Source organism: Paenibacillus sp. GbtcB18 (assembly GCF_019091125.1).
Classification (GTDB): Bacteria; Bacillota; Bacilli; order Paenibacillales; family NBRC-103111; genus Paenibacillus_F; species Paenibacillus_F chitinolyticus.
The window spans coordinates 1-20,100 of the sequence record NZ_JAGXJX010000001.1; the positions used below are offsets into that span (position 1 = coordinate 1).

At 50.8% G+C, this 20,100-nt stretch carries 18 protein-coding genes and 1 rRNA gene; 10 read left to right on the forward strand and 9 right to left on the reverse strand.

The features are described from left to right. Positions 1 to 199: 199 nt before the first annotated feature. Positions 200 to 316, forward strand: a 5S ribosomal RNA gene (rrf, locus tag KVT34_RS00005). A gap of 221 nt (positions 317 to 537) precedes the next feature. On the opposite strand, the gene KVT34_RS00010 is transcribed toward rrf, so the two are convergent. Continuing rightward, positions 538 to 1,401, reverse strand: a complete 864-nt coding sequence (locus KVT34_RS00010; RefSeq protein ID WP_217556055.1) for an AraC family transcriptional regulator — start codon at positions 1,399 to 1,401, stop codon at positions 538 to 540. A 117-nt stretch (positions 1,402 to 1,518) separates the two neighbouring features. Here KVT34_RS00010 and KVT34_RS00015 point away from each other — a divergent pair, with 117 nt between their 5' ends. The 6 genes from KVT34_RS00015 (at position 1,519) to cyoD (ending at position 7,784) form a co-directional block, all read left to right on the forward strand. Next, positions 1,519 to 2,658 (forward strand): glycoside hydrolase family 88 protein, encoded by a 1,140-nt coding sequence (locus tag KVT34_RS00015; protein WP_217556056.1) that lies wholly within the window; start codon positions 1,519 to 1,521, stop codon positions 2,656 to 2,658. Between the two features lie 421 nt (positions 2,659 to 3,079). Continuing rightward, a complete protein-coding gene (locus KVT34_RS00020; RefSeq protein ID WP_042228792.1) occupies positions 3,080 to 3,358 on the forward strand; it encodes a hypothetical protein in 279 nt (92 codons plus the stop codon). A gap of 487 nt (positions 3,359 to 3,845) precedes the next feature. Next, positions 3,846 to 4,814 (forward strand): ubiquinol oxidase subunit II, encoded by a 969-nt coding sequence (gene cyoA / locus KVT34_RS00025; protein ID WP_217557190.1) that lies wholly within the window; start codon positions 3,846 to 3,848, stop codon positions 4,812 to 4,814. Between the two features lie 23 nt (positions 4,815 to 4,837). Continuing rightward, positions 4,838 to 6,808 carry a cbb3-type cytochrome c oxidase subunit I gene (locus KVT34_RS00030; protein WP_217556057.1) on the forward strand — a complete coding sequence of 657 codons (1,971 nt, stop codon included), beginning with the start codon at positions 4,838 to 4,840 and terminating at the stop codon, positions 6,806 to 6,808. 30 nt (positions 6,809 to 6,838) lie between these two features. Further along, on the forward strand, positions 6,839 to 7,438 hold the full coding sequence (gene cyoC, locus KVT34_RS00035) for a cytochrome o ubiquinol oxidase subunit III (RefSeq protein WP_217557192.1): 600 nt from the start codon (positions 6,839 to 6,841) through the stop codon (positions 7,436 to 7,438). Between the two features lies 1 nt (position 7,439). Further along, positions 7,440 to 7,784 (forward strand): cytochrome o ubiquinol oxidase subunit IV, encoded by a 345-nt coding sequence (cyoD, locus tag KVT34_RS00040; RefSeq protein ID WP_217556058.1) that lies wholly within the window; start codon positions 7,440 to 7,442, stop codon positions 7,782 to 7,784. Between the two features lie 960 nt (positions 7,785 to 8,744). On the opposite strand, the gene KVT34_RS00045 is transcribed toward cyoD, so the two are convergent. Continuing rightward, complete coding sequence (locus KVT34_RS00045) at positions 8,745 to 9,065, reverse strand: hypothetical protein (protein ID WP_217556060.1); 321 nt, start codon at positions 9,063 to 9,065, stop codon at positions 8,745 to 8,747. Positions 9,066 to 9,694: 629 nt separating this feature from the next. Here KVT34_RS00045 and KVT34_RS00050 point away from each other — a divergent pair. After that, positions 9,695 to 11,611 (forward strand): arginine--tRNA ligase, encoded by a 1,917-nt coding sequence (locus KVT34_RS00050; RefSeq protein WP_217556062.1) that lies wholly within the window; start codon positions 9,695 to 9,697, stop codon positions 11,609 to 11,611. A 146-nt stretch (positions 11,612 to 11,757) separates the two neighbouring features. Here KVT34_RS00050 and KVT34_RS00055 read toward each other — a convergent pair whose 3' ends face one another. The 4 genes from KVT34_RS00055 to msrA all read right to left on the reverse strand — a co-directional run bounded on the left by KVT34_RS00055 (position 11,758) and on the right by msrA (position 15,861). Continuing rightward, positions 11,758 to 12,696 carry a D-alanyl-D-alanine carboxypeptidase family protein gene (locus tag KVT34_RS00055; RefSeq protein ID WP_217556063.1) on the reverse strand — a complete coding sequence of 313 codons (939 nt, stop codon included), beginning with the start codon at positions 12,694 to 12,696 and terminating at the stop codon, positions 11,758 to 11,760. Between the two features lie 190 nt (positions 12,697 to 12,886). After that, positions 12,887 to 14,023, reverse strand: a complete 1,137-nt coding sequence (locus tag KVT34_RS00060; protein WP_217556064.1) for a sensor histidine kinase — start codon at positions 14,021 to 14,023, stop codon at positions 12,887 to 12,889. Continuing rightward, positions 14,013 to 14,708 carry a response regulator transcription factor gene (locus KVT34_RS00065; RefSeq protein WP_217556065.1) on the reverse strand — a complete coding sequence of 232 codons (696 nt, stop codon included), beginning with the start codon at positions 14,706 to 14,708 and terminating at the stop codon, positions 14,013 to 14,015. The genes KVT34_RS00060 and KVT34_RS00065 overlap by 11 nt, the downstream gene beginning before the upstream one ends. Positions 14,709 to 14,892: 184 nt before the next feature. Then, positions 14,893 to 15,861, reverse strand: coding sequence for a peptide-methionine (S)-S-oxide reductase MsrA (gene msrA, locus KVT34_RS00070; RefSeq protein ID WP_217556066.1), 969 nt, complete (start codon positions 15,859 to 15,861; stop codon positions 14,893 to 14,895). Between the two features lie 188 nt (positions 15,862 to 16,049). Here msrA and KVT34_RS00075 point away from each other — a divergent pair, with 188 nt between their 5' ends. Together KVT34_RS00075 and KVT34_RS00080 are read left to right on the forward strand one after the other, a co-directional pair. Continuing rightward, positions 16,050 to 16,649: an NUDIX domain-containing protein gene (locus KVT34_RS00075; RefSeq protein ID WP_483311419.1), complete on the forward strand. Its 600-nt coding sequence runs from the start codon at positions 16,050 to 16,052 to the stop codon at positions 16,647 to 16,649. Between the two features lie 418 nt (positions 16,650 to 17,067). Continuing rightward, entirely contained in the window at positions 17,068 to 18,585 is a 1,518-nt protein-coding gene (locus KVT34_RS00080; protein ID WP_254634486.1) for a glycosyl hydrolase family 18 protein, read from the forward strand. A gap of 147 nt (positions 18,586 to 18,732) precedes the next feature. Here KVT34_RS00080 and KVT34_RS00085 read toward each other — a convergent pair whose 3' ends face one another. From KVT34_RS00085 to KVT34_RS00095, 3 genes are read right to left on the reverse strand one after another with little or no spacing between them, the layout of a single operon-like run. Further along, positions 18,733 to 19,368 carry a hypothetical protein gene (locus tag KVT34_RS00085; protein WP_217556067.1) on the reverse strand — a complete coding sequence of 212 codons (636 nt, stop codon included), beginning with the start codon at positions 19,366 to 19,368 and terminating at the stop codon, positions 18,733 to 18,735. Positions 19,369 to 19,394: 26 nt separating this feature from the next. Further along, a complete protein-coding gene (locus KVT34_RS32710) occupies positions 19,395 to 19,586 on the reverse strand; it encodes a matrixin family metalloprotease (protein WP_217556068.1) in 192 nt (63 codons plus the stop codon). Further along, complete coding sequence (locus KVT34_RS00095) at positions 19,534 to 19,962, reverse strand: hypothetical protein (protein ID WP_217557298.1); 429 nt, start codon at positions 19,960 to 19,962, stop codon at positions 19,534 to 19,536. The genes KVT34_RS32710 and KVT34_RS00095 overlap by 53 nt, the downstream gene beginning before the upstream one ends. Positions 19,963 to 20,100: the final 138 nt, after the last annotated feature.

Sequence of the window (20,100 nt, forward strand, 5' to 3'; positions counted from 1 at the left end):
TAGGTTGGAGGTGGAAGCACAGCAATGTGTGGAGCTGACCAATACTAATCGGTCGAGGGCTTGACCACACGTGTTCATGAACGTGAACGCGGCATCGGACGCATACGTAGTATGCACCACAAGATCTTTGGATGGATCGACTGCTTGTTTCGCTGCTAGTTTTCAGGGAGCAACCCTGATGTGTCTGGATAGACACCTGTTTGGTGACGATGGCGGAAGGGAACCACGCGTACCCATCCCGAACACGACCGTTAAGCCTTCCAGCGCCGATGGTACTTGGACCGAAGGGTCCTGGGAGAGTAGGACGTTGCCAAGCACATGAGAGTCCTTTTGAACGTAACCGTTCAAGAGGGCTCTTTTTGTATGGGGCGATTTTATCGGTGCTTGGTATTTTATTGGGAAACATAATAATGACATCCTACCGGAACGCTGCTTCTGTTCTATAAACTTCGGTGGTTTGCCTGCGGATTTAAAATGTAACACCGGCTGAAGCATAAAAAAGGCAGAACGTCTTCATACGTCCTGCCTTTTTTGTGCTTAGCTTGTGCGATATTTTGCGGGCGAAAGACCGTTGTGCTTTTTGAACAGTTGACAGAAGTAAGAGAAGTTAGAAAATCCGATTCGGTGCCCGATTTCGCGGACGGATAAGTTCGTCGACTTGAGAAGAAAAGAGGCTTGCTGCAGCCGTTTAGCGGTCAAATAGTTAGTCAAGGTGCTCCCGGTCTCCCTGTGAAACAGATAGGAAACATGGTTGGGGGTGAGGTGCACGTGTCTGGCCAAATCGGTTAAACGGAACTCCGAGGCATAGTTCACTTCGATCCAAGCGAGGATGTCAGTCACGGACGGAGAAAAACGGAGTGCGGAGCCATCCCTGCCTACGGTTGATTGTTTATCGAAAAGGATTTGAATCCGGTGGAGGAGGGAGAGCGTATCCAGCAGAACTTTTTCAGATTGGACAGGAGCGCCCAGGCTTACTTGGGACTCGTCCTTATAAAAAAGAAAAAGTTTGTCCATGGCATCCGTATTCGTCACGTTCATCCACTGTTCCCCGAAAGGATGTTTCCAGATATGAAGCAAGAAACTGTTTAACGACGGATAAGGCTTGGTATATCGGAGCAAAACGGCCGGATCAAACAGAAGCATGGAACGGATGTAAGGTTGCTGCTCGGTAATGGTCATCCGAATCGTATGAAGCTGGAAGGGTTTGAAAAACAGAAGCGTGCCGGGTTTCATCTCGAACAGCTCCTGCCCGATCATGACCCTCCCGCTGCCGCGGTGGACATATAAAATTTCGATTCCCTGATGAGCATGGAAAATATCGCGAAAGCTTTCCGAACGATTCAGATAGAGGGAAAGCTGCACGGGATGCCGTCCAAGATCGGCATAATTATCAAGTCTCATGGTGAGCGACCTCAATGAATTCGTAATATGACAACATTATATCATAATATTCCCAAAACAAGCCTGGACGGTGTTTGCTACGATAGAAGAATAACGACAATAACGGAATCTGCAGCGGTGGAGTGGAATGCCGGACGGATTGCCGGAAAGGCTGGGATAACGGTGAAGAAGGAAGAATTATGGGGCAGCTTGTATAAGAAAGTAAATGTGATGGCAGAAAAAATGGGGAATAAATCGCCTCATGTTGCTTTTGAAGGGGTATACGATAATATGAGAATCGATTGGTGGACATCCGGGTTCTGGCCGGGTATGTTGTGGATTATGCATGAAATGACAGGCGACCCTTCATTCCGGGAGAGAGCCTGGGACTGGGATTCGCGGTTGGAGCAGTGTATGGTAAACAACTCGAACCTTCACCATGATGTAGGGTTTCAATTTCTTCCGACTGCCGTGATCAAATACAAGCTTACGGGAGATGGGGATGCACGCCGAAGGGGGATTCAGGCGGCGAATTTTCTGGCGGGGCGGTTTAATCTGGCTGGTCGCTTTCTGCGCGCTTGGAATCAGGACAAAACCGGCTGGGCCATCATTGACTCCTGCATGAATCTGTCCCTGCTTTTCTGGGCGGCGGAAGAAATCCAGGATCCCCGCTTTCGCCATATAGCGGCGGCTCATGCGGATACCGTGCTGGAGCATTTTATCCGGGAAGACGGATCGGTCAGGCACATTGTCAGCTTTGATCCGGAGACGGGGGCTTTTCTGGAAGCGCTGGGGGGCCAGGGTCATTCGCCGGAATCGGGATGGAGCCGCGGTCAGGCGTGGGCTCTTTACGGGATGGCGAACGTTTACCGGTACACCGGCGATATCCGTTACCTTCATGCGGCGAAAAGAGTCGCCCACTATTTTCTGGCTTCCCTGCCGGAGGATGCCGTGCCTCACTGGGATTTCCGCACCGGGAATGCGGAAGGGGAGCCCAGAGATACGTCGGCGGCGGCTTGCGCGGCGTCCGGTCTGCTTGAAATCGCAAAGCATGTGGCTGCCCCTGAAAGAGAGCTGTATGATCGGGCCGCGCTGAGGATCATGGCAGCTTTGGCAGAATCATACGCGTCCTTTGATGACAAGAGCGAAGCGATCCTTCGGGAAGGCACGGGAAATAAGCCCGCCGGCCAGAACATCGACGTGGGGTTGATCTACGGCGATTACTTCTTTGTCGAGGCGGCCGCAAAGCTGAACGGGTGGCAGGGAAGCATTTTTTAAAGAAGCAAAGAAAAAGAAGGACAGCCGGAAAAACATAGAAAGACACATCTAGCCTTAGACAGTGAGTCGTTATAAGCACGGATAGCGTCTTTTCATAAATGGAATAATACTAGTGTGGTTAGGGAGCAAGGTTCCCTGGCACAGTCACTGTCATACGAGCATCGAAAGTAGGGGATGCCAAAAGTTCATAAGAGTCCATTTGGGATCATTCGCGGATTAACGGGGAAAGGAGTCTTTGCAGTGCAGCTGTGCAGATAAGATACGGGGAGGCTGTTTACCTAATGTTTACCTCCTTCTTATTTCGGGTAATAAAAAGTGTCCAATTATTGATCAAAATTTGAAAATTGTTTGAACAAATTTTAAAGATTGTGCTATAATAGACACAAATAGACCCTTACTGCACGAAAGGGAAGTGATATCAATGACAACTAAAACATTAACGGTACCGCAAAGACAAAAAAACGAACGCGAAGTTGGTCGCTTATTTTCTTTTATGAACCTGATGGCATGGAGCTCGCTTGTAATCGGAATTATTATGAGCTTGTGGAACGTATTCCACTTCAGCGACAAGAACTTGACGTTGATGGTCGGCATCGGTTTTATGGTTGGAAGCGTGTTCATTTACACGATCGGCACAGCGATTCATCTGGTGCACGAGCGTAAATTTGAACAGCAGGAGAACGGCGAAGTAACCGAATGACGCAGGATTAAAGGAGAAGTCCTCCGGACCCGTAAGGGCGGAGGGCTTTTTTTTATTGTCCTTGAGTATGAACGTGGAAGAGAGAGCGCGATTTTGACCGGGACAGGTTGTTAGAAGACGGACAATTCGGGTAATGAACTTAAAGGTGTATCTATGGATCGACATAATCGGACAGAATCGGCGTTCACAATTAGACTCAAAAGGGTGCTAAGTTTCATCCAAGTTTTGGGGAGAACGTTGGTCTGACAAGGTTTTCTGCCTATTCATTACAAAAAAACGTCGAAACGTTGAACTTTCTATTACGGAATTTCAACGGTTCAATGACACCTTTGTTAACAGGGCAGATGTTCGATTCCGTTTCTGTTATGTTTATCACATACATGAAAGAACGAAACGATCTCCGCATCTTCTGATGACGGAGGCGTTAGTCAGGAGATGAGGAGAATTGAAGAAGGGGAACTTGTTCCGGCGTTTTAGCGCAGTATTCATGCTGGTCTTGATGACGGTCGTTTCCGCAGGCTGTAAAAGTCCGATCGTATTGGATCCGAAGGGTCCCGTCGGTCAGCAGCAGATGGATTTGATCGTGATTTCGACTCTGCTCTGCCTGGTCATCATCGTACCCGTACTCGTGATTACCTTTGTAATCGTATGGCGCTACCGTGACAAGCCGGACAGAAAGGCGAAATATACGCCAAACTGGGAGCACAGCACCAAGCTCGAAACCATTTGGTGGGGGATCCCGATTCTGATTATTTTGGCTCTTGGAATCGTAACGGTCCGGTACACGCATGCGTTGGAGCCTTCCAAACCGCTTGCGGCCGAGAAAGAAGTTAAGCCGATCACGATCCAAGTTACATCGTTGGACTGGAAATGGCTTTTCAAGTATCCGGAACAAGGTATCGCGACAGTTAACTATGTTCAGTTTCCGGAAGATGTGCCGATCCGTTTCGAACTGACTTCGGACGCGCCGATGAACTCCTTCTGGATTCCGCAGCTTGGCGGACAGATTTACACCATGTCCGGGATGGCCATGAAGCTGAACTTGATGGCCAACGAACCTGGCGAATATATGGGCTCAGGCGCTAACTTCAGCGGTAAAGATTTCGGTAAGATGAGATTCGTCGCGAAAGCTACGACTCAAGCCGATTTCGATTCCTGGGTCAAAGAAATCAAAGGAAGTTCTCCGGAGCTTACGCTCGACGGCTATAAGAAGCTTGCGGAGCCTGGCGTATCCGATGTTCAGTCCTTCTCCAAATTCCCGGAAGGGTTGTTTGAGAAGATCGTAACGAGATACTCCCCGTCCCATAACCATGGAGGCTTCGGCGCACCTGTACCCGCCAAACCGTCCGCCGGTACCGAGTCGGGTACTTCCGACAAAGCCGCCGGAAACAGTTCAACGGAAGGCTCGGGCGCAGTGAAGCAAGAAGCATCGGCCGCTCATACGGGCCATGAATAGAGAGGAAAGGGGGAACATCCATCATGTTGGATAAAATCAAAGATTTCGCGTCCACGTTCTTCGTAACCGGCGATCCGCTGATCTACGGCGCTGACGTGAGTATCGCTCTGGCGACTATCGCCATCATCTTTGTACTTACTTATTTTAAAAAATGGACATGGCTGTGGCGCGAATGGCTGACTACCGTCGATCATAAACGTGTCGGGATCATGTACATCATCGCCTCGATTCTGATGCTGTTCCGCGGCGGCGTCGATGCGCTGCTTATGCGGACGCAGCTGGCGATGCCGGATATGGAGTTCCTGCAACCGGAGCACTATAACCAAATTTTCACTACGCACGGCGTTATCATGATTTTGTTTATGGCGATGCCGCTTATGTTCGGCTTGTTCAATATCGCCGTACCGCTTCAAATCGGAGCACGCGACGTTGCGTTCCCGTTCCTGAACGCGCTCAGCTTCTGGCTGTTCTTCTTCGGCGCGATGCTGTTCAATATGTCTTTCGTTATCGGAGGCTCGCCTGATGCGGGCTGGCTGGCCTATCCGCCGCTGTCGGAGCTTTCACACAGTCCGGGGGTCGGGCAGAACTTCTACATCTGGGGGATTCAGATTTCCGGTATCGGGAGTTTGATGACGGGTATTAACTTTATCGTGACCATTCTGAAAATGCGCGCACCGGGCATGAAGCTTATGAAAATGCCGATGTTTTCCTGGTCCGTGCTTTCCAGCTGTATCGCGATCATTTTCGCCTTCCCGATTCTGACCGTAACGCTGGCGCTGCTGTTCCTGGACCGTTTCATGGGCGCGCACTTCTTTACGCTGGACGGCGGGGGCAACCCGATGATGTACATCAACCTCATTTGGATGTGGGGTCACCCTGAGGTTTACATCGTTGTTCTGCCTGCATTCGGTATTTTCTCCGAAGTCGTCGCGACTTTCGCGAAGAAAAAATTGTTCGGGTACAAATCCATGGTGTTCGCCATGATGATTATTAGCGTTCTCTCGTTCTTTACTTGGGCGCATCACTTCTTCACGATGGGTTCGGGGGCCAATGTCAATGCCTTCTTTGCCATAACGACGATGATTATCGCGATTCCGACGGGCGTGAAGGTGTTTAACTGGCTGTTCACCATGTATCGGGGTAAAATCAGGTTCGACACGCCGATGCTGTGGACGATCGGATTTATTCCGTGCTTTATCGTGGGCGGGATGACCGGGGTGCTGCTCTCCGTAGCGCCGGCCGACTTCCAGTTCCACAACAGTTACTTCCTGATTGCCCACTTCCACCAAGTGCTTATCGGCGGTGTCGCATTCGGATACTTCGCCGGCCTGTACTACTGGTGGCCGAAGATTTTCGGCTTCAAGCTGAATGAGAAGCTCGGTAAATGGGCATTCTGGCTTTGGAATATCGGTTTCTATGTCTGCTTCATGCCGCAGTATTTCCTCGGCTTGGACGGCATGACACGGCGTCTCAGCACGTATGGCTGGGATTCCGGCTGGTACGGCTTGAACCTGACTTCCACTATCGGGGGCTTCCTGATGGGGATCGGCTTCATTTTCCAAGTGTGGCAAATCGCACACAGCATCAAATTCATGGAGCGCGACACAACAGGCGATCCTTGGAACGGACGTACGCTGGAGTGGTCCATTCCTTCGCCGGCTCCGCTTTATAACTTTGCGACGATTCCTACGGCAAGCGTGCAGGATCCTTGGTGGGAAGAGAAGCAGCGTCTGGAGCAGGGCGGCAAACCGGCGCCTAAGGCGAAGCTTGAACCGATTCACATGCCGAAAAACTCGGCGATTCCGTTCATCAAATCGCTTTGCTGGTTCATCGCGGGCTTCGGCTTCGTGTTCGGCTGGATGTTCTTCGCCATCCCGGGCATGATCGGAGTGGCGGTATGTATGCTCGCGCATTCTTTCAACTATGATACAGATTACTATATTCCGGTGGATGAGATTGAACGCACGGAAGCCGCGGCAAGGGGGTCGGTCTAATTGGCACAAGCAAGCAGCCATAACAAAGCAATGTCTCACCAGCACGATCACAGCCATGATGATGGCCATCATGACCTCGAATCGCTGCGGATGTTCGGCTTCTGGATCTTCCTGATCACCGACGTTATTCTGTTCGGTACGTTGTTTGCTACGTACATCGTTCTTCACGGTAACACTAACGGCGGCCCGACTCCGGCAGAACTGTTCGAAATGCCGGGTATTATCGCGGAGACGTTCATCCTCCTCACGTCCAGCTTTACAAGCGGTCTGGCCGTGCTGGCGATGAACAAAGGCAACCGTAAAGGCCTGATCGGCTGGCTGGCCGTAACGGCGCTGCTGGGTGCTTCCTTTATCACGCTTGAAGTAACCGAGTTCATAAAAATGGTTCATGAAGGCGCGACGATTTCCACGAGCGGTTTCTTGTCTGGGTTCTTCACCCTGGTCGGAACACACGGAATTCACGTATCCGTCGGTCTGGTATGGATGATTGCTTTGATGATTCAGCTAAGCCGTCACGGTATCAACTCGGTAACTCGCCGCAAAGTGAACATCATCAGCTTGTACTGGCACTTTCTGGACGTGGTCTGGATCTTCGTCTTCACGTTCGTTTACTTGATGGGGGTGATGTAAGATGGCACAACATACGACCCATTCGGGTGGAGCGCATGATCATGAACACCATGAATCGCATGGTTCTCTGAAGTCTTACGTCATCGGTTTCCTGCTGTCGATCGTACTGACGATTATTCCGCTGGTCGTAATCTTGAACAAAATGGTAACCGGCAAGGCGGCCATTCTGGTCCTGCTCATTACCGCCGTTCTCCAATTCGCCGTGCAGCTTCTGTTCTTCATGCACTTGACGGACGAGAAGGGGCCGCGATACAACCTGCTGACTTTGATTCTCGGTCTCGTCATTTTAACGACAATCGTAGCAGGTTCCATCTGGATTATGACATACAACGCCGTCGCTAACTAAGCGCGGTCCGAAAGAGCTTTCCCGTTTATGCGGGGGAGCTCTTTTTTTATATGGGCACCAGTAAGAAAAATGATTTTTCGATTGATTATAGAAGAATTTGAGGAAGTCTAGAAGGCTGCATGTTCGGTGCAATCGGATTCGGCTATAAGCAGGTTGGTTATGTTCACGGATAAAGGGGAAACCAATCAACAAAAAAGAATAGTACACGTATGATTGTATGCCCCTTGATTAACGATACTTCGTAGGCGGATAAGGAAGGAGATACGTGTGAAGCATTGTCCTAAATGCAACATTGACCGAATAAAGCGAACTTCTTCCATTTTCACGAGATTGCTAATAGCCCTTTATTTATTTCTGACTTTTCTGTTTTACACGGGAGAATTTTCTTATGGGGCTTTGCTTTCCTTGGTTTCTTTCGTAGTTCCCTATGATCATACATGTCTGAACTGCTGTCATAGGTTTTATAAATTTTTCCCCATATTGAACAAGGTTTCTCTATTCGGATTTTCGGTTTGGGATCAGTGTGTTTTGGCCCTTGCTCCTTCCATGCTTTTGATTACAGCGTTAATCGTATATTTTCCTTCCACGGGGCTTGGCAGAATTGTTAGTCTTCCTGCTGTTTATGTTTTAAACAGTACGGTGATCGCGATTGGCTTCCTAAAAAGACCAAAATACGTAAATCGGGCGGTTTCGGTAATCGTCGCAATCCTGATAACGTTATTCCTTTCGATTTTATTGCATCCACAAGAATATAATCCTCCGGTTTTGGAACAATTGTGGGAGTTGGCTTTTGGCCGGTAATTGCAACGGCAGAATTTTGTTGCACCCGTGTAAGAAGAAAAAAAGACAGCCCAATCGGCTTTTCAGTCATAGGGATGGGGCGACGTCATGTATGGGAAGTATCAAAAAACAAAATAAACATAAAAAAAAGCCTCAATTTCGAGGCTTTTTTGGGTTGTGTTATTGGAAACCGTATTGCAGATTCGAGACAGAGATAGCTTGTCCGCCAATAATAATCTTGTAAGTCCCGTATGGTAAGTTAGGAATGGAAGCGTTGATGGTTCCATTTCCGCCAACGGATGTGAAGATTTTGTTGTATACGGCTTGTCCGTTTTGGTTGCTGACATAAACCTCGGCATAAGAAGCTCCTGTGAAATTCGCCGTAACGGTCAACTGACCTTGGCCTGTGACTTGCACATTCGTTGCTGCTGATGCGGAAAGGGGAACAACAATAAACAGGGCGAAACAGAGGAACAACATTGCTAAAACTCTACTCTTCATTATTACACATCCTTTACCATAATTTGGACTACATCATCAAGGTAACACATTAACGTAAACCTGTAAATAAATAAAATAGCGGAATTTAAAATAAAATCTTTAATTATTTGATTATATTTTAAAAAAATAAAGTTGAACACTTTGTAGCAGTGCAAAACGTGTTTTTTAACTTTCTTATGGCTGTCTTCCTCTTCGTTTTCTGGCCAAGTTCGGAAACGACAATATTTCCTTTTTGGAAAAAATGAAGCGGTTTGTCCGAATGAAATGCTGTTCATGATTTTGTCGCCTTGACAATGCGAGGATGTTCGGGTATAAATAATTTAATTATTCAACCAACGAAAAAAAATGGAACGTTTAAGAACGGGATTGGCATTCAGACGGATAGTCGCAGCGAGCCGGAGAAGGTGAAAGCCGGTACGGATGTCTGGTTGGCCTCGGACCCGGGAAACGGTCTTCTGAACGGAAAGTAGGAAGATCCGGCTGAGCGCCGTTATCGGTCAAAAGAGGTCCGGTTTTCGCCCAAGAGGCGGCCGGGCACTTAGAGTGGTACCGCGGGAACTTACGAGCTCTCGTCTCTTCATAGAGACGGGGGCTTTTTTGCGTTTCATCATGAAAAGGGGGTTAAGAAAATGATATCCGCAACGCTGCGCATTGAAATCGAAAGAGGGGTCCGGAAGCTGCTGGACGAAGCGGGCACCTCGTGGCCGTCGGAACTGAAAGTGCTGGTGGATAGGCCCGCCCATCCCGATCACGGGGAGTACAGCACTAACGTCGCCATGCTTCTGGCCAAAACCTTAAGAAAGTCTCCCATGGAAATAGCCAATAAGCTAAAAAGTGAGCTTGAGCATGCGAAGATCGCAGAGGGCATCTTTTCAAGAATAGAGGCCGCGGCACCGGGCTTTTTGAATTTTGCAATCGATTGGAACGTCTGGCTGAACCGCCATCGGGAATATTCGGCTTACCAAGGCGAGACGGAGAAGGGAAAGGTGGTGATCGAGCATACCTCGATCAATCCGAACAAATCGGCACATATCGGACATTTGCGCAATTCTTGCATTGGGGATACGCTGGCACGCCTGTTAACGAGAGCCGGCTGTGAAGTCGAAATTCACAATTACATCGATGACCTGGGCAACCAGTTGGCCGATACAGTAGTGGGTATTCTTCATACGAAGACGGAGGGGGAGCATGTCCGGTTCGGTGATTTTTGCTGGGACACGTATGCAAAAGTAAACAGAGTGTCTAAAGAGAACCCAGGGCTGCAGGAAGAGAGAACGAGGGTGCTCCACGAGTTGGAGGAAGGAACCTCTTCTACGGCTTGGATCGGGCGTTTAACGGCGGAAAAAATCGTGCGCGAACAGCTTCACGAGATGAAGGCGTTCGGTATCGGTTATGACGTGCTCGTGTGGGAAAGCCGGGTTGTGGCCGAGGGGCTGTGGGAAGCCGCTTTTGAGCATCTCCAGGCTACCGGGGCCTTTTATAAAGTGGAGGAAGGCAAGCTTGCCGGATGCTGGGTGCTGCGGCACGGAGGTGAGGGCAGCGGTGAATCGGAGGGACCCCCAGGGCCTGACCCGGAAGCGCATCAGGCGGACAAAGTGCTCGTCCGGTCGAACGGGATACTGACGTATACGGCAAAAGATATCGCGTACCATCTGTGGAAGTTCGGTCTGTTGTCCCAAGATTTTACGTATATGCCGTTTGCGGACGGGGTCTGGTCCACCGATTCGCAAGGGCAAGCGATGCCGTTCGGCCGCGGAGAGACGGTGATCAACGTGATCGATTACCGGCAGGAATATCCGCAGGCGATGGTCAAGCTGGCGCTGGAGGCGCTCGGGTACAAGGAGCAGGCGGCCAGACTGCTGCATGTCAGCTACGGGGTCGTGTCGCTGAGCCCCGAAACGGCCGAAAGCCTGGGAGTCGACACTTCCGCAGGTAAAAGCTCGTATGCCATGTCGGGCCGCCAGGGGGTAGGCATCAAGGTGGCCGAACTCCTGCAGGTGATGGAGGAGAGCATCGAATCCAAGCGTTCCCGGCAGGAGGGGCTTTCCAGCCGGGAGATTGCGGCCGCCGCAATCCGGTATTACCTGCTGAAATATCATCTTCAGACGGAAGTCGTTTTCGATCTGCGCCAGGCGACGGAAGTAAGCGGAAATTCCGGCGTATATCTGCTGTACGCGTATGCTCGTGCCGGAAGTGTGCTGGAAAAAGCAGGCGCCGGCCAGACGGAAAGCGGCAAAGCGCTCATGGAGCCTCCGATGCCTTCCGTTGACGGCGGGGCGCTGGAGTTCCCGGAGCGTCAACTGCTGAAGCAGATCGCGTACTGGACCGAGACGATGGATGCCGCCGTCCGGCAGCTGGCCCCGAATCTGATCTGCAGCTATGCTTTCGAGCTGTCGCTGCTGTTCAACAATTTCTACGGAGCCTGTCCGATACTCAAGGGTCCGGCCGACCGGGTGGAGCTGCGGGTGTGGCTGACTTGGAAATTCCGTGAAACGCTGGGGAAGGCGCTCGATGTACTCGGCCTGCCGGCTCCCGAACGGATGTGATTTTACCGGGCGGGCGCGGTATGCCGTGCCTTGACCGGAAGGCTCCGTAAAAGCAGGGACTGCCGGACAGACTAGGAGAGTGAAGCAGCCGCGAACGGGCCGCTGCCGCCTAACCCGGTCCAAGTCCGGGCTTGGAACCGGCTTGCTTAGGCCGTTTCCTTGTTCACGGCAAGCTTTAACAGCGCGTGGGTGTCGGTATAGACGCCGCCAGAGCTTGACCGGAGTACGACAGTAATCAGGTTCTTCCCGTCGAGGTCCGCCGAAGAGACGAGACAATAGCCGGCTTCGTCGGTGAAGCCTGTTTTGACGCCGTTAACGCCTTTGAAGTAGTAGGCGCCGCCCTCTTGGAGAAGCTGATTTCGGTTAACGAAGGTTTGCTTGTTTCCGGCCGAAGCGACGGTGTGCCGGGGTTGGTCGACAATGCCGCGAAATACCTTGTTCTTCATGGCTTCGCGGGCAAGCAGGGCCATGTCGCCCGCAGTCGTGTAATGCTTGGGGTCGTGAAGCCCGTGCGGGTTCGTGAAGTGGGAACGCTTGGCGCCGACCGCGGCGGCCTTCTTGTTCATCAGACCGGCGAAATAGTCGATGCTTTCTTCCGCGGAGAGCTGCCGGCCGCTATCCTTCTCCGCTATGTAGCGGGCGACGGTTCTGGCCGCGTCGTTGCCGGAAGGAAGCATCATCGCGGCGATAAGGTCTTCCAGCGAGAGGCGCTGGCCTTCCCACAGCCCGGCGGTGCTTTCTCCCGGCGTTTTCAGCCGGATTTCGTCGCCGACCGTAATGAGGTCCTTGGCGCCGCCTTTCTCGAGGGCGATCATGGCGCTGACGATTTTGGTGGTGCTGGCGGGATACAGGCGCGAATCCTTCTGCTTCTCGAAGAGGACCTTGCCGGTATCCGCGTCCATGAGTACGGCGGCTTCACCCTCGAGGGAAGAAGTTAAAGGGCTGCCGCTTCCGCCCAGAAGACCTGAGCGCAGCGTCGATAAAGCGGACACGGCGCGAGGTTTAATGACATGTAAAGGATCCGAGACCAGGGTCAGGGCGACGACGGCCGCCGTGAGTCCCAGCAGGGTTGATTTTAGTTTCATGGGGTAATGCTCCTTTCCGGTTTGAAGCGATAACTCTCTCCTTCTATATTGGACTCTAACGTTTAATAAACCGATAAGAAAACCTTACGAAATACTTACGATTCTCTGTGATTTTAGACAGATTTTGAGAGTCGCGCGTACAGCCGTTGTTCCGGGGATAAAAAAAGCGATCTCCCGCGGGAGATCGCGTCTAAAAGGAACCGGAGCGGACGGAAGCAGGGGGAGGACTGTCGGGATTTAGCGTCCGCAGGCGGACTGTGAATACCGTCTCTTCCGGATCGCTGTAAGCCTCGATCGTTCCGCCGTGGAGATCGATAATCTGCTTGGCGATGGCCAGACCGATTCCGGAGCCCCCGAGATGCTTCGTACGGGACTTCTCCACGCGGTAGAACCGCTCGAAAATCCGTGGCAGATCGGGCGCGGGAATCGATTCCCCGTAATTGGTTAAGGACAGGACAATTTCGCTGCCTTCAACCCGTCCCGTGACGTCGAGATAAGCTCCGTCATGCCCGTATTTGATGGCGTTGGTGATCAGATTCTCGAACACCCGGCGCAGTTTGTTGCCGTCCGCAAGCACGTAGAGGCGGGGCTGTTCGAACGTCATCCGCGTGTCCATGTCCGCCTCCTTAAGCTGCAGCTGAAAAGCGGAGAAAATCTGATGCAGCATTTCGACCAGATCGATCTTGACGAGCTGCAGCTTCATTTCTTTGTTACGGAGCCGCGTATACTCGAACAAATCCTGTACGAGCTGGTTCAGCCGCTGGGATTCCTCGTACGCCATCCCGATATAGTGGCGGAGCTCCACCTCGTCCCGGTACCTGTCCTGATCCACCAGACCCAGATAACCCGTAATGGAAGTGAGCGGTGTCCGGAGATCGTGGGATACGTTCGTGATCAGGTCGTTCTTGGCCTGTTCGGCCTGGCGCTCTTCCTCCAGGGAGAGCTTCAGGCGGTCCACGAGCCGGTTGACGTGCACGGCAAGCTGGCCGAGCTCGCCGGAGCCTCCCGCCGGTACCCGGTGATTAAAATCGCCGTCGGTGATTTTTTGCATATTCTCGATAATCTGCGCGAGCGTACGCTTGTCCCGGTGACGCTGCTCCAGCCGGAAAAAGTAAATAAAAAAGAGAAGGAAGATGATCAGTCCGGCCTGGATGTAAGCATCGGGATAACCGATCCGGTAGTTGATCCAGATCAAAATATTTTCCAGACTGATCCGCTCGGAAAGATAGGAATAGAAGAGCGTGCGGCCCAGCAGAAAAATAAGAAGCAGCACGATGAGGGACGATCCGAGGCTGTACAGCAGGGCTCTGCTCCAATTAGTTTTCAAGCTTGTAGCCGACCCCCCATATCGTGTGAATGATTTTCTCGCCTTCCATTTCTTTCTCCAGCTTGTCGCGGAGGCGGCTGATATGAACCGTTACGGAGTTCGTGGATTCGAAATATTTTTCTTTCCAGATTTTCTCGAAAATTTCTTCCGAGCTGAAAACACGTCCCGGATGAGTCGCCAGCAGGGACAGAATGCCGAATTCGATCGGCGTGAGCTTGACGAGGCGCCCGTTGGCGGTAACGGTGTGCGTCTGCTTGTCGATCAAGAGGGAACCGATCCGCGTCGTGTGCTCTTCTGCGGGAACGGCCGCCTGGGATTGGAAATAAGCCCGTCGCAGCAAGGACTTGACACGGGCGATCAGCTCCAGCGGATTGAAGGGCTTCACGACGTAATCGTCCGCCCCGGTCATCAGTCCGGTAATTTTATCGAGATCCCCGTCCTTGGCGCTGATCATCAAGATGGGGGTCATTTGCTTTTCGCGTATTTTCATGCACACTTGAAGGCCGTCCATGCCCGGCATCATAATATCGAGTATGACAAGGTGAACCGTCTGCTCCGCCATAATTTCCAGAGCTGTCAGGCCGTTATCGGCTTTGTAGACGGTATAACCCTCGTTTTGTAAATAAATTTCGATGAGCTGCGCGATTTTATCGTCGTCGTCGACGATCAGAATATGCTTGTCCATGTCCGTTTTCATCCTTTGTTGTACCCGGTTGCGGCGGGCCGTCAGTCATAATGGTTCCATTGTATCATTTGTTGCTTAGGATCTTTTTACAAAAAGGTTAAGAAATCCTTTCAATAAAAAAAGCGGGGACGCCCCCGCGGCTTAAACAAAGGCCGGTCCCCAATAAGGAACCCGGCCCCGGTTCTTATTTCGTAAACAGTTTCAGGTAATCGCCGTAGCCTTCTTCTTCCAGTTTGTTTTTCGGAACGAAGCGCAGAGCGGCCGAGTTGATGCAGTAGCGCAGCCCGTTCGGGCCCGGACCGTCTTCGAAGACATGCCCCAGATGGGAATCCGCTTCTTTGCTGCGGACTTCCGTGCGGACCATATTGTGGGTCAGATCCACATGCTCCGTTACTTGCTCGCCCTGCAGCGGCTGCGTAAAGGAAGGCCATCCGCAAGAGGAATCGAATTTGTCCAGAGAACTGAAAAGAGGCTCGCCGGATACGATATCGACGTACAGCCCTTCTTCTTTGTGGTCCCAGAATTCATTGCGGAACGGCGGCTCGGTGCCGCTGTTTTGCGTCACTTCGTACTGCATGGGCGTGAGACGCTTTTTGAGATCCTGATCTTTCGCGTGGTCTTTCCAAGTGTTTTTCAAAAATGCCGCCCTCCCTGATCCTACCGAGTACGCTTTATAGCGCAGGGGATTTTTTTTATAGTAGTCTTGGTGATACTCTTCTGCCGGGTAAAACGGTTTGGCCGGTAAAATTTCCGTGGCGATCGGTTTGTCGAAACGACCGCTGCGGGCCAGATCCAGCTTGGATTTCTCCGCCGCCGCCTTCTGTTCCTCGCTATGGTAGAAAATGGCGGTCTGATAGGATTGGCCGCGGTCGTTAAATTGGCCGCCCGCGTCCGTCGGGTCGATCTGCTGCCAGAATACTTGAAGCAGGCGCTCGTAAGAGAACACGGCAGGGTCGAACGTGATTTGGACCGCTTCGTAATGGCCGGTCGTATCGGAGCAAACCTGCTCGTACGTCGGGTTTTCCAGGTGACCGCCCGTATAGCCGGATTCGACCTTGAGAATTCCAGGCTGCTCGTCGAACGGCTTGACCATGCACCAGAAGCAGCCGCCTGCAAATGTTGCCAGCTCGGATGATTTGTTTTCCAAACTCATGGGTTCCCAGCTCCTTTATTTAAACGTTCTTTAAAGTCGGTAAGATTCCTGACCCTTCCATTATACCATCTCCGGGCGGAAAAAAAGAAATCCCGCCGCCACGGCACGGCCGCCTGTCGTTTGCCACCCCGGCTGTCCGGTCGGCCGCTCTTTCACGAAAGTCGCGAAAGGAGTATAATGGCCCTTGCATGACGTATGCAGTCCATTCTGAAACGAAACAGGTGACCTCGATGGAAGCGAATTATTGTATGACGTGCGGAACTCCGCTTGAAACGCGGGAAATGGACGGAACGCTCCGCCGGGCCTGTCCGGCCTGCAGTTTTGTCCACTGGGGCAGCTACAGTGCGGGCGTAGGGGCGCTTGTGATGCGGGAAGGAAAACTCCTGCTCGTCCGCAGGGCGCAGGAGCCGGGCAAGGGAAGATGGACCAACCCGGGCGGCTTTATCGAACAGCTGGAGCTGATTCACGAGACGATTGTTCGGGAAGTGCTGGAGGAGACGGGCATCGAGGCTTCCGTTAAGAAGGTAGTGGCGTTCCGGGATATGCCGAAAAGCATTCATAACATTTATATCGCTTTTGCGATGGACTACGTAAGCGGCGAACCCGTACCGGACGATCACGAGGTGGACGCCGCAGGATTTTACAGCCTGGAAGAAATGGAGACGATGAACGTGGCGCCGTTTACTCGCTGGCTGGCCGATGTGGCCTGGAACGGGCGGGACGGAGGGCTCGTTATCGACACGGACCCGGTGGTTCCGCTGGACGGGTACGGACTTTTCCGCGTCTGACACGGGTAAACAGCGGTGCGGATTCAAAGCATGCAGCCAAGGCAGGAATTGCCGGAAGCTGCATTTTTTTAGGGAAAAAATAGCATGAAAAGATTCGGGCGGGCAGCATTCGAATCCTTGATTTCCATTGGTAAAATTTTTCTCCAATTGCGCCGAAAAACGTATTAAAAATTCCTTGTACAGATGGAAGTTTCTTGTGCTATCTTATTGCCATAGAAAGATTTGGAAGCGTTTTCTAAAAAGGCGGACGTAATGATTTTCGGCTCCGGTTTTAAACCTCTTTTTTAAGTTCTCCGACATAAAGACTTCTGCTGTTAGACTCATCCTACGAGATTTTTCTTACACATTCCGTTTAATGATTTCCACCGAACGGGACGCTTTCCGAATCTTCCGCCATCATGTATGGGAGGTCATATTCTTGAAAAAATGGAAACCTTCTTTATTGACCGCATTAACGCTGGGGCTTGCGCTGGGAGCCGTTCCCGCCATGGGCGCGTCCTCTGCCGGGGATATCAGTATCGCTTACGGCAGCCGTGTCGCCGTACAGCAGCTGAAGCCTGTTCTGCAGGGGGATGCCTTGACCGTACCCGCCGAGGAGCTGGCCAAACAGCTTCAACTAAAGCTTAGTCCTCTTAAAGAGGACGGTACTTTTACGCTGTCCAAGACGGGCGTCTTTATCGAGATGAAGCTGGGCTCCAAGGAAGCGCGTGTGAACAACCGGCTCGCTGCGCTTCAAGCCGCTCCCGTCAAACAGGGAGACGCGCTGTACGTTCCTCTCCGTTTCGTATCGGAGGCTTCGCGCAGCCTGGTGGAGTGGGATCAAGCCAGACGAATGGCGATCATCAGCCCAGCTTATAAAGTCGTCGGGTATTTCACCTCCTGGGGAAAATTGAAGGCTTCCGAGATCGACGCGTCCAGGCTGACGCATATCAACTACGCGTTCGCCAATATCGTGGACGGGGAAGTGGCGCTGAGTTCGCCTAAGGAGCAGGAAGAAGCCTACCCCGGAGCGTGCAAAGGAGAAGATTGCGCGAAATTCGTAAGCGATTTCAAAGAGCTGGCCAAATTAAAGCAGGCGAATCCTCATTTGCAGACGCTGGTCAGTGTCGGCGGCTGGACCTGGTCGGGCCGGTTCTCGGACGCGGCTCTTACGGAGGCTTCGCGTGCCAAATTCGCCGACAGCGCCGTCCGCTTTATCCGGGAGAACGGCTTCGACGGAGTCGATCTCGACTGGGAGTATCCGGTGACGGGAGGCCTGGAAACGAACGTGCGCCGTCCGGAGGACCGCACGAATTTTACCCTCCTGCTGCAAACCATCCGCGAGAAGCTGGAAGCCGCCGGACGTGAAGACGGCCGCCATTATCTGCTCACGATCGCGTCGGGCGCGAATCCGAACTACGTGAGGGATACGGAGCTCGATAAAGTGTCCGAATCCATCGATTTCGTGAACATCATGACGTACGATCTGCACGGAAGCTGGGAGCCGACGAGCAACAACAACGCCGCCCTGTACTACGATCCGGCCGATCCGGATCCGAACGCGCATCGTTTCTACGCGGAAGCGGCCGTGAACGGTCACCTGAGCGCGGGCGTGCCGGCCAAAAAGCTGGTGCTGGGCATTCCGTTCTACGGCCGTTCCTGGGGCGGCTGCGAAGCCGTAAACAACGGTCTTTACCAGGCCTGCAAAGGCGGGGACGTCGTGGATTGGACCGAAAAGCCGGAAGGATTCCAGCGCTACTGGAACGACCGTGCCAAAGTTCCTTACCTCTACAACAAGCAAACCGGCCAGTTCGTCTCCTACGAGGACGAGGAATCGATCGGTTACAGAGCCGAATTTATCAAGGAAAAAGGCCTCGGCGGAGCCATGTTCTGGGAGCTGAACGGCGATCCGGACGGCAAGCTGCTGCCACGGCTGGCGGAATCGCTCGACCGGTAAGGAAACCGGTTAAAACTTCAAAAGAGCAAGATGCACAAAGAAAAGTCAGTAGAAACAGACACGAAAATTATTTATAAGAATTAAAACCGCCCTTTCGTTTAGAGAAGGGCGGTTTTAATTCTTAATATCCATATTAAGTTAGTTTAATTATTTTTCTACTGATTTGGGCTGTATAGGATCAGGCCATTTATTATTTTTATAGCTGCTGATTGTAGTTGTTAATTCTTGTTCGGTTAAAGTTTCTTTTCTGTTCTCAGCCTTGCCGTTTTTTAAAGAAAATTTACCTTGGAACATGCCTCTTGTGATGAGGTGATCTTTTTCTTTTGATTTGCTGTACGCCGTGTCGTCATTATCTAAGAAAATTAGAACATTTTCATTTAGATTAAACTGAGGTTCACCTTCCGATTCAACCTTTCGAATCGTTTTACCTGCTGGGACTTCGCCTTCGTAAACCCGAACATTTACATACTCTGACGGTGATCCTTTTAATACTTTGTCTACTTTAATCTTTACATCATGGTAAATGACGTCTGAAAATTTAATTTCTTTTGGTTCAAGTCCATCGGGAGTATTCCATTTTGCTTCTCCAATTGAAGAAACAACTCCTTTTATTATAACTGGAGAAGTGGAGGCCATTTCTTCTTTCGAGTAATTTGGCAGTTGTCCGGCTATCACTATTGTATCGTCTGGTTTTTGTTTACTATTATAGAAATAAAAACCTATCGTAAAACATGCAGTTGCTAGTATTGCTACCGTCATACCAATAGATAGTAATTTTTTCATATTGGATCACCCCTAATTTTAATTTATTAGTTATTCCACGCAATATTATTATATCCTTGAAGATCATCTGACGTTAAGACAGTCTTTATGGTACCACTATCCAATTGGTAAAACATGACGGCCACACCTGCTCCTGTATGGTTTAAACCAGCCACATGACCAAATTCATGTGCAAAGACAGATGCTACATCGTATGTTAGACCATAAAAAGGAAACATTTAAAGCAATATCTGCTTCCGTAGTATGAGATCCTGATGCCCAACGAGTAGTTTGGGCTAGATATGAATTTGTACCATTGGAAATTTTAAAAACTTCGTTATTTCCATTTTTTGAAGCGACGGAAGCTGAATTTGAAGAGCTAGTGGTTTGAAAGTAAAATTGAGGGTTTTTTAATAAATTCCAGGGGCTTGCTCCACGATCTACAGAGTTCTTTCCCTCGCTAGAAAAGTCACTGCCGTAACTATATGTATAAGTTACATTACGTGGCCAGTGGTCAGAAAGAAGTGACCAAGCATTTGCAACTCCATAACCACAACTAAAGAAGAAGAGTGAAGTTATTCCTAACCTTAAGAAAATTTTTGGATATTTAAACATATGACAACACCTTTCCATTCATTAATTTATTTTAGGTTGAAAGGTTTTCGTTTTCACCCTTTTTAAACACTATACACTTCTTATTTAAGATATAAATGGTATAAAATACCTAATCTTACTTTTTGAAGAATGCAACCG

Bases quoted from the DNA above. Each gene is read 5' to 3' on its own strand.
- KVT34_RS00010 (WP_217556055.1), bottom strand. From the start codon at position 1,401: ATGAGACTTGATAATTATGCCGATCTTGGACGGCATCCCGTGCAGCTT.
- KVT34_RS00020 (WP_042228792.1), top strand. From the start codon at position 3,080: ATGACAACTAAAACATTAACGGTACCGCAAAGACAAAAAAACGAACGC.
- cyoA (WP_217557190.1), top strand. From the start codon at position 3,846: ATGCTGGTCTTGATGACGGTCGTTTCCGCAGGCTGTAAAAGTCCGATC.
- KVT34_RS00030 (WP_217556057.1), top strand. From the start codon at position 4,838: ATGTTGGATAAAATCAAAGATTTCGCGTCCACGTTCTTCGTAACCGGC.
- cyoC (WP_217557192.1), top strand. From the start codon at position 6,839: ATGTCTCACCAGCACGATCACAGCCATGATGATGGCCATCATGACCTC.
- cyoD (WP_217556058.1), top strand. From the start codon at position 7,440: ATGGCACAACATACGACCCATTCGGGTGGAGCGCATGATCATGAACAC.
- KVT34_RS00045 (WP_217556060.1), bottom strand. From the start codon at position 9,065: ATGAAGAGTAGAGTTTTAGCAATGTTGTTCCTCTGTTTCGCCCTGTTT.
- KVT34_RS00050 (WP_217556062.1), top strand. From the start codon at position 9,695: ATGATATCCGCAACGCTGCGCATTGAAATCGAAAGAGGGGTCCGGAAG.
- KVT34_RS00055 (WP_217556063.1), bottom strand. From the start codon at position 12,696: ATGAAACTAAAATCAACCCTGCTGGGACTCACGGCGGCCGTCGTCGCC.
- KVT34_RS00065 (WP_217556065.1), bottom strand. From the start codon at position 14,708: ATGGACAAGCATATTCTGATCGTCGACGACGACGATAAAATCGCGCAG.
- msrA (WP_217556066.1), bottom strand. From the start codon at position 15,861: ATGAGTTTGGAAAACAAATCATCCGAGCTGGCAACATTTGCAGGCGGC.
- KVT34_RS00075 (WP_483311419.1), top strand. From the start codon at position 16,050: ATGACGTATGCAGTCCATTCTGAAACGAAACAGGTGACCTCGATGGAA.
- KVT34_RS00085 (WP_217556067.1), bottom strand. From the start codon at position 19,368: ATGAAAAAATTACTATCTATTGGTATGACGGTAGCAATACTAGCAACT.
- KVT34_RS32710 (WP_217556068.1), bottom strand. From the start codon at position 19,586: ATGTTTCCTTTTTATGGTCTAACATACGATGTAGCATCTGTCTTTGCA.
- KVT34_RS00095 (WP_217557298.1), bottom strand. From the start codon at position 19,962: ATGTTTAAATATCCAAAAATTTTCTTAAGGTTAGGAATAACTTCACTC.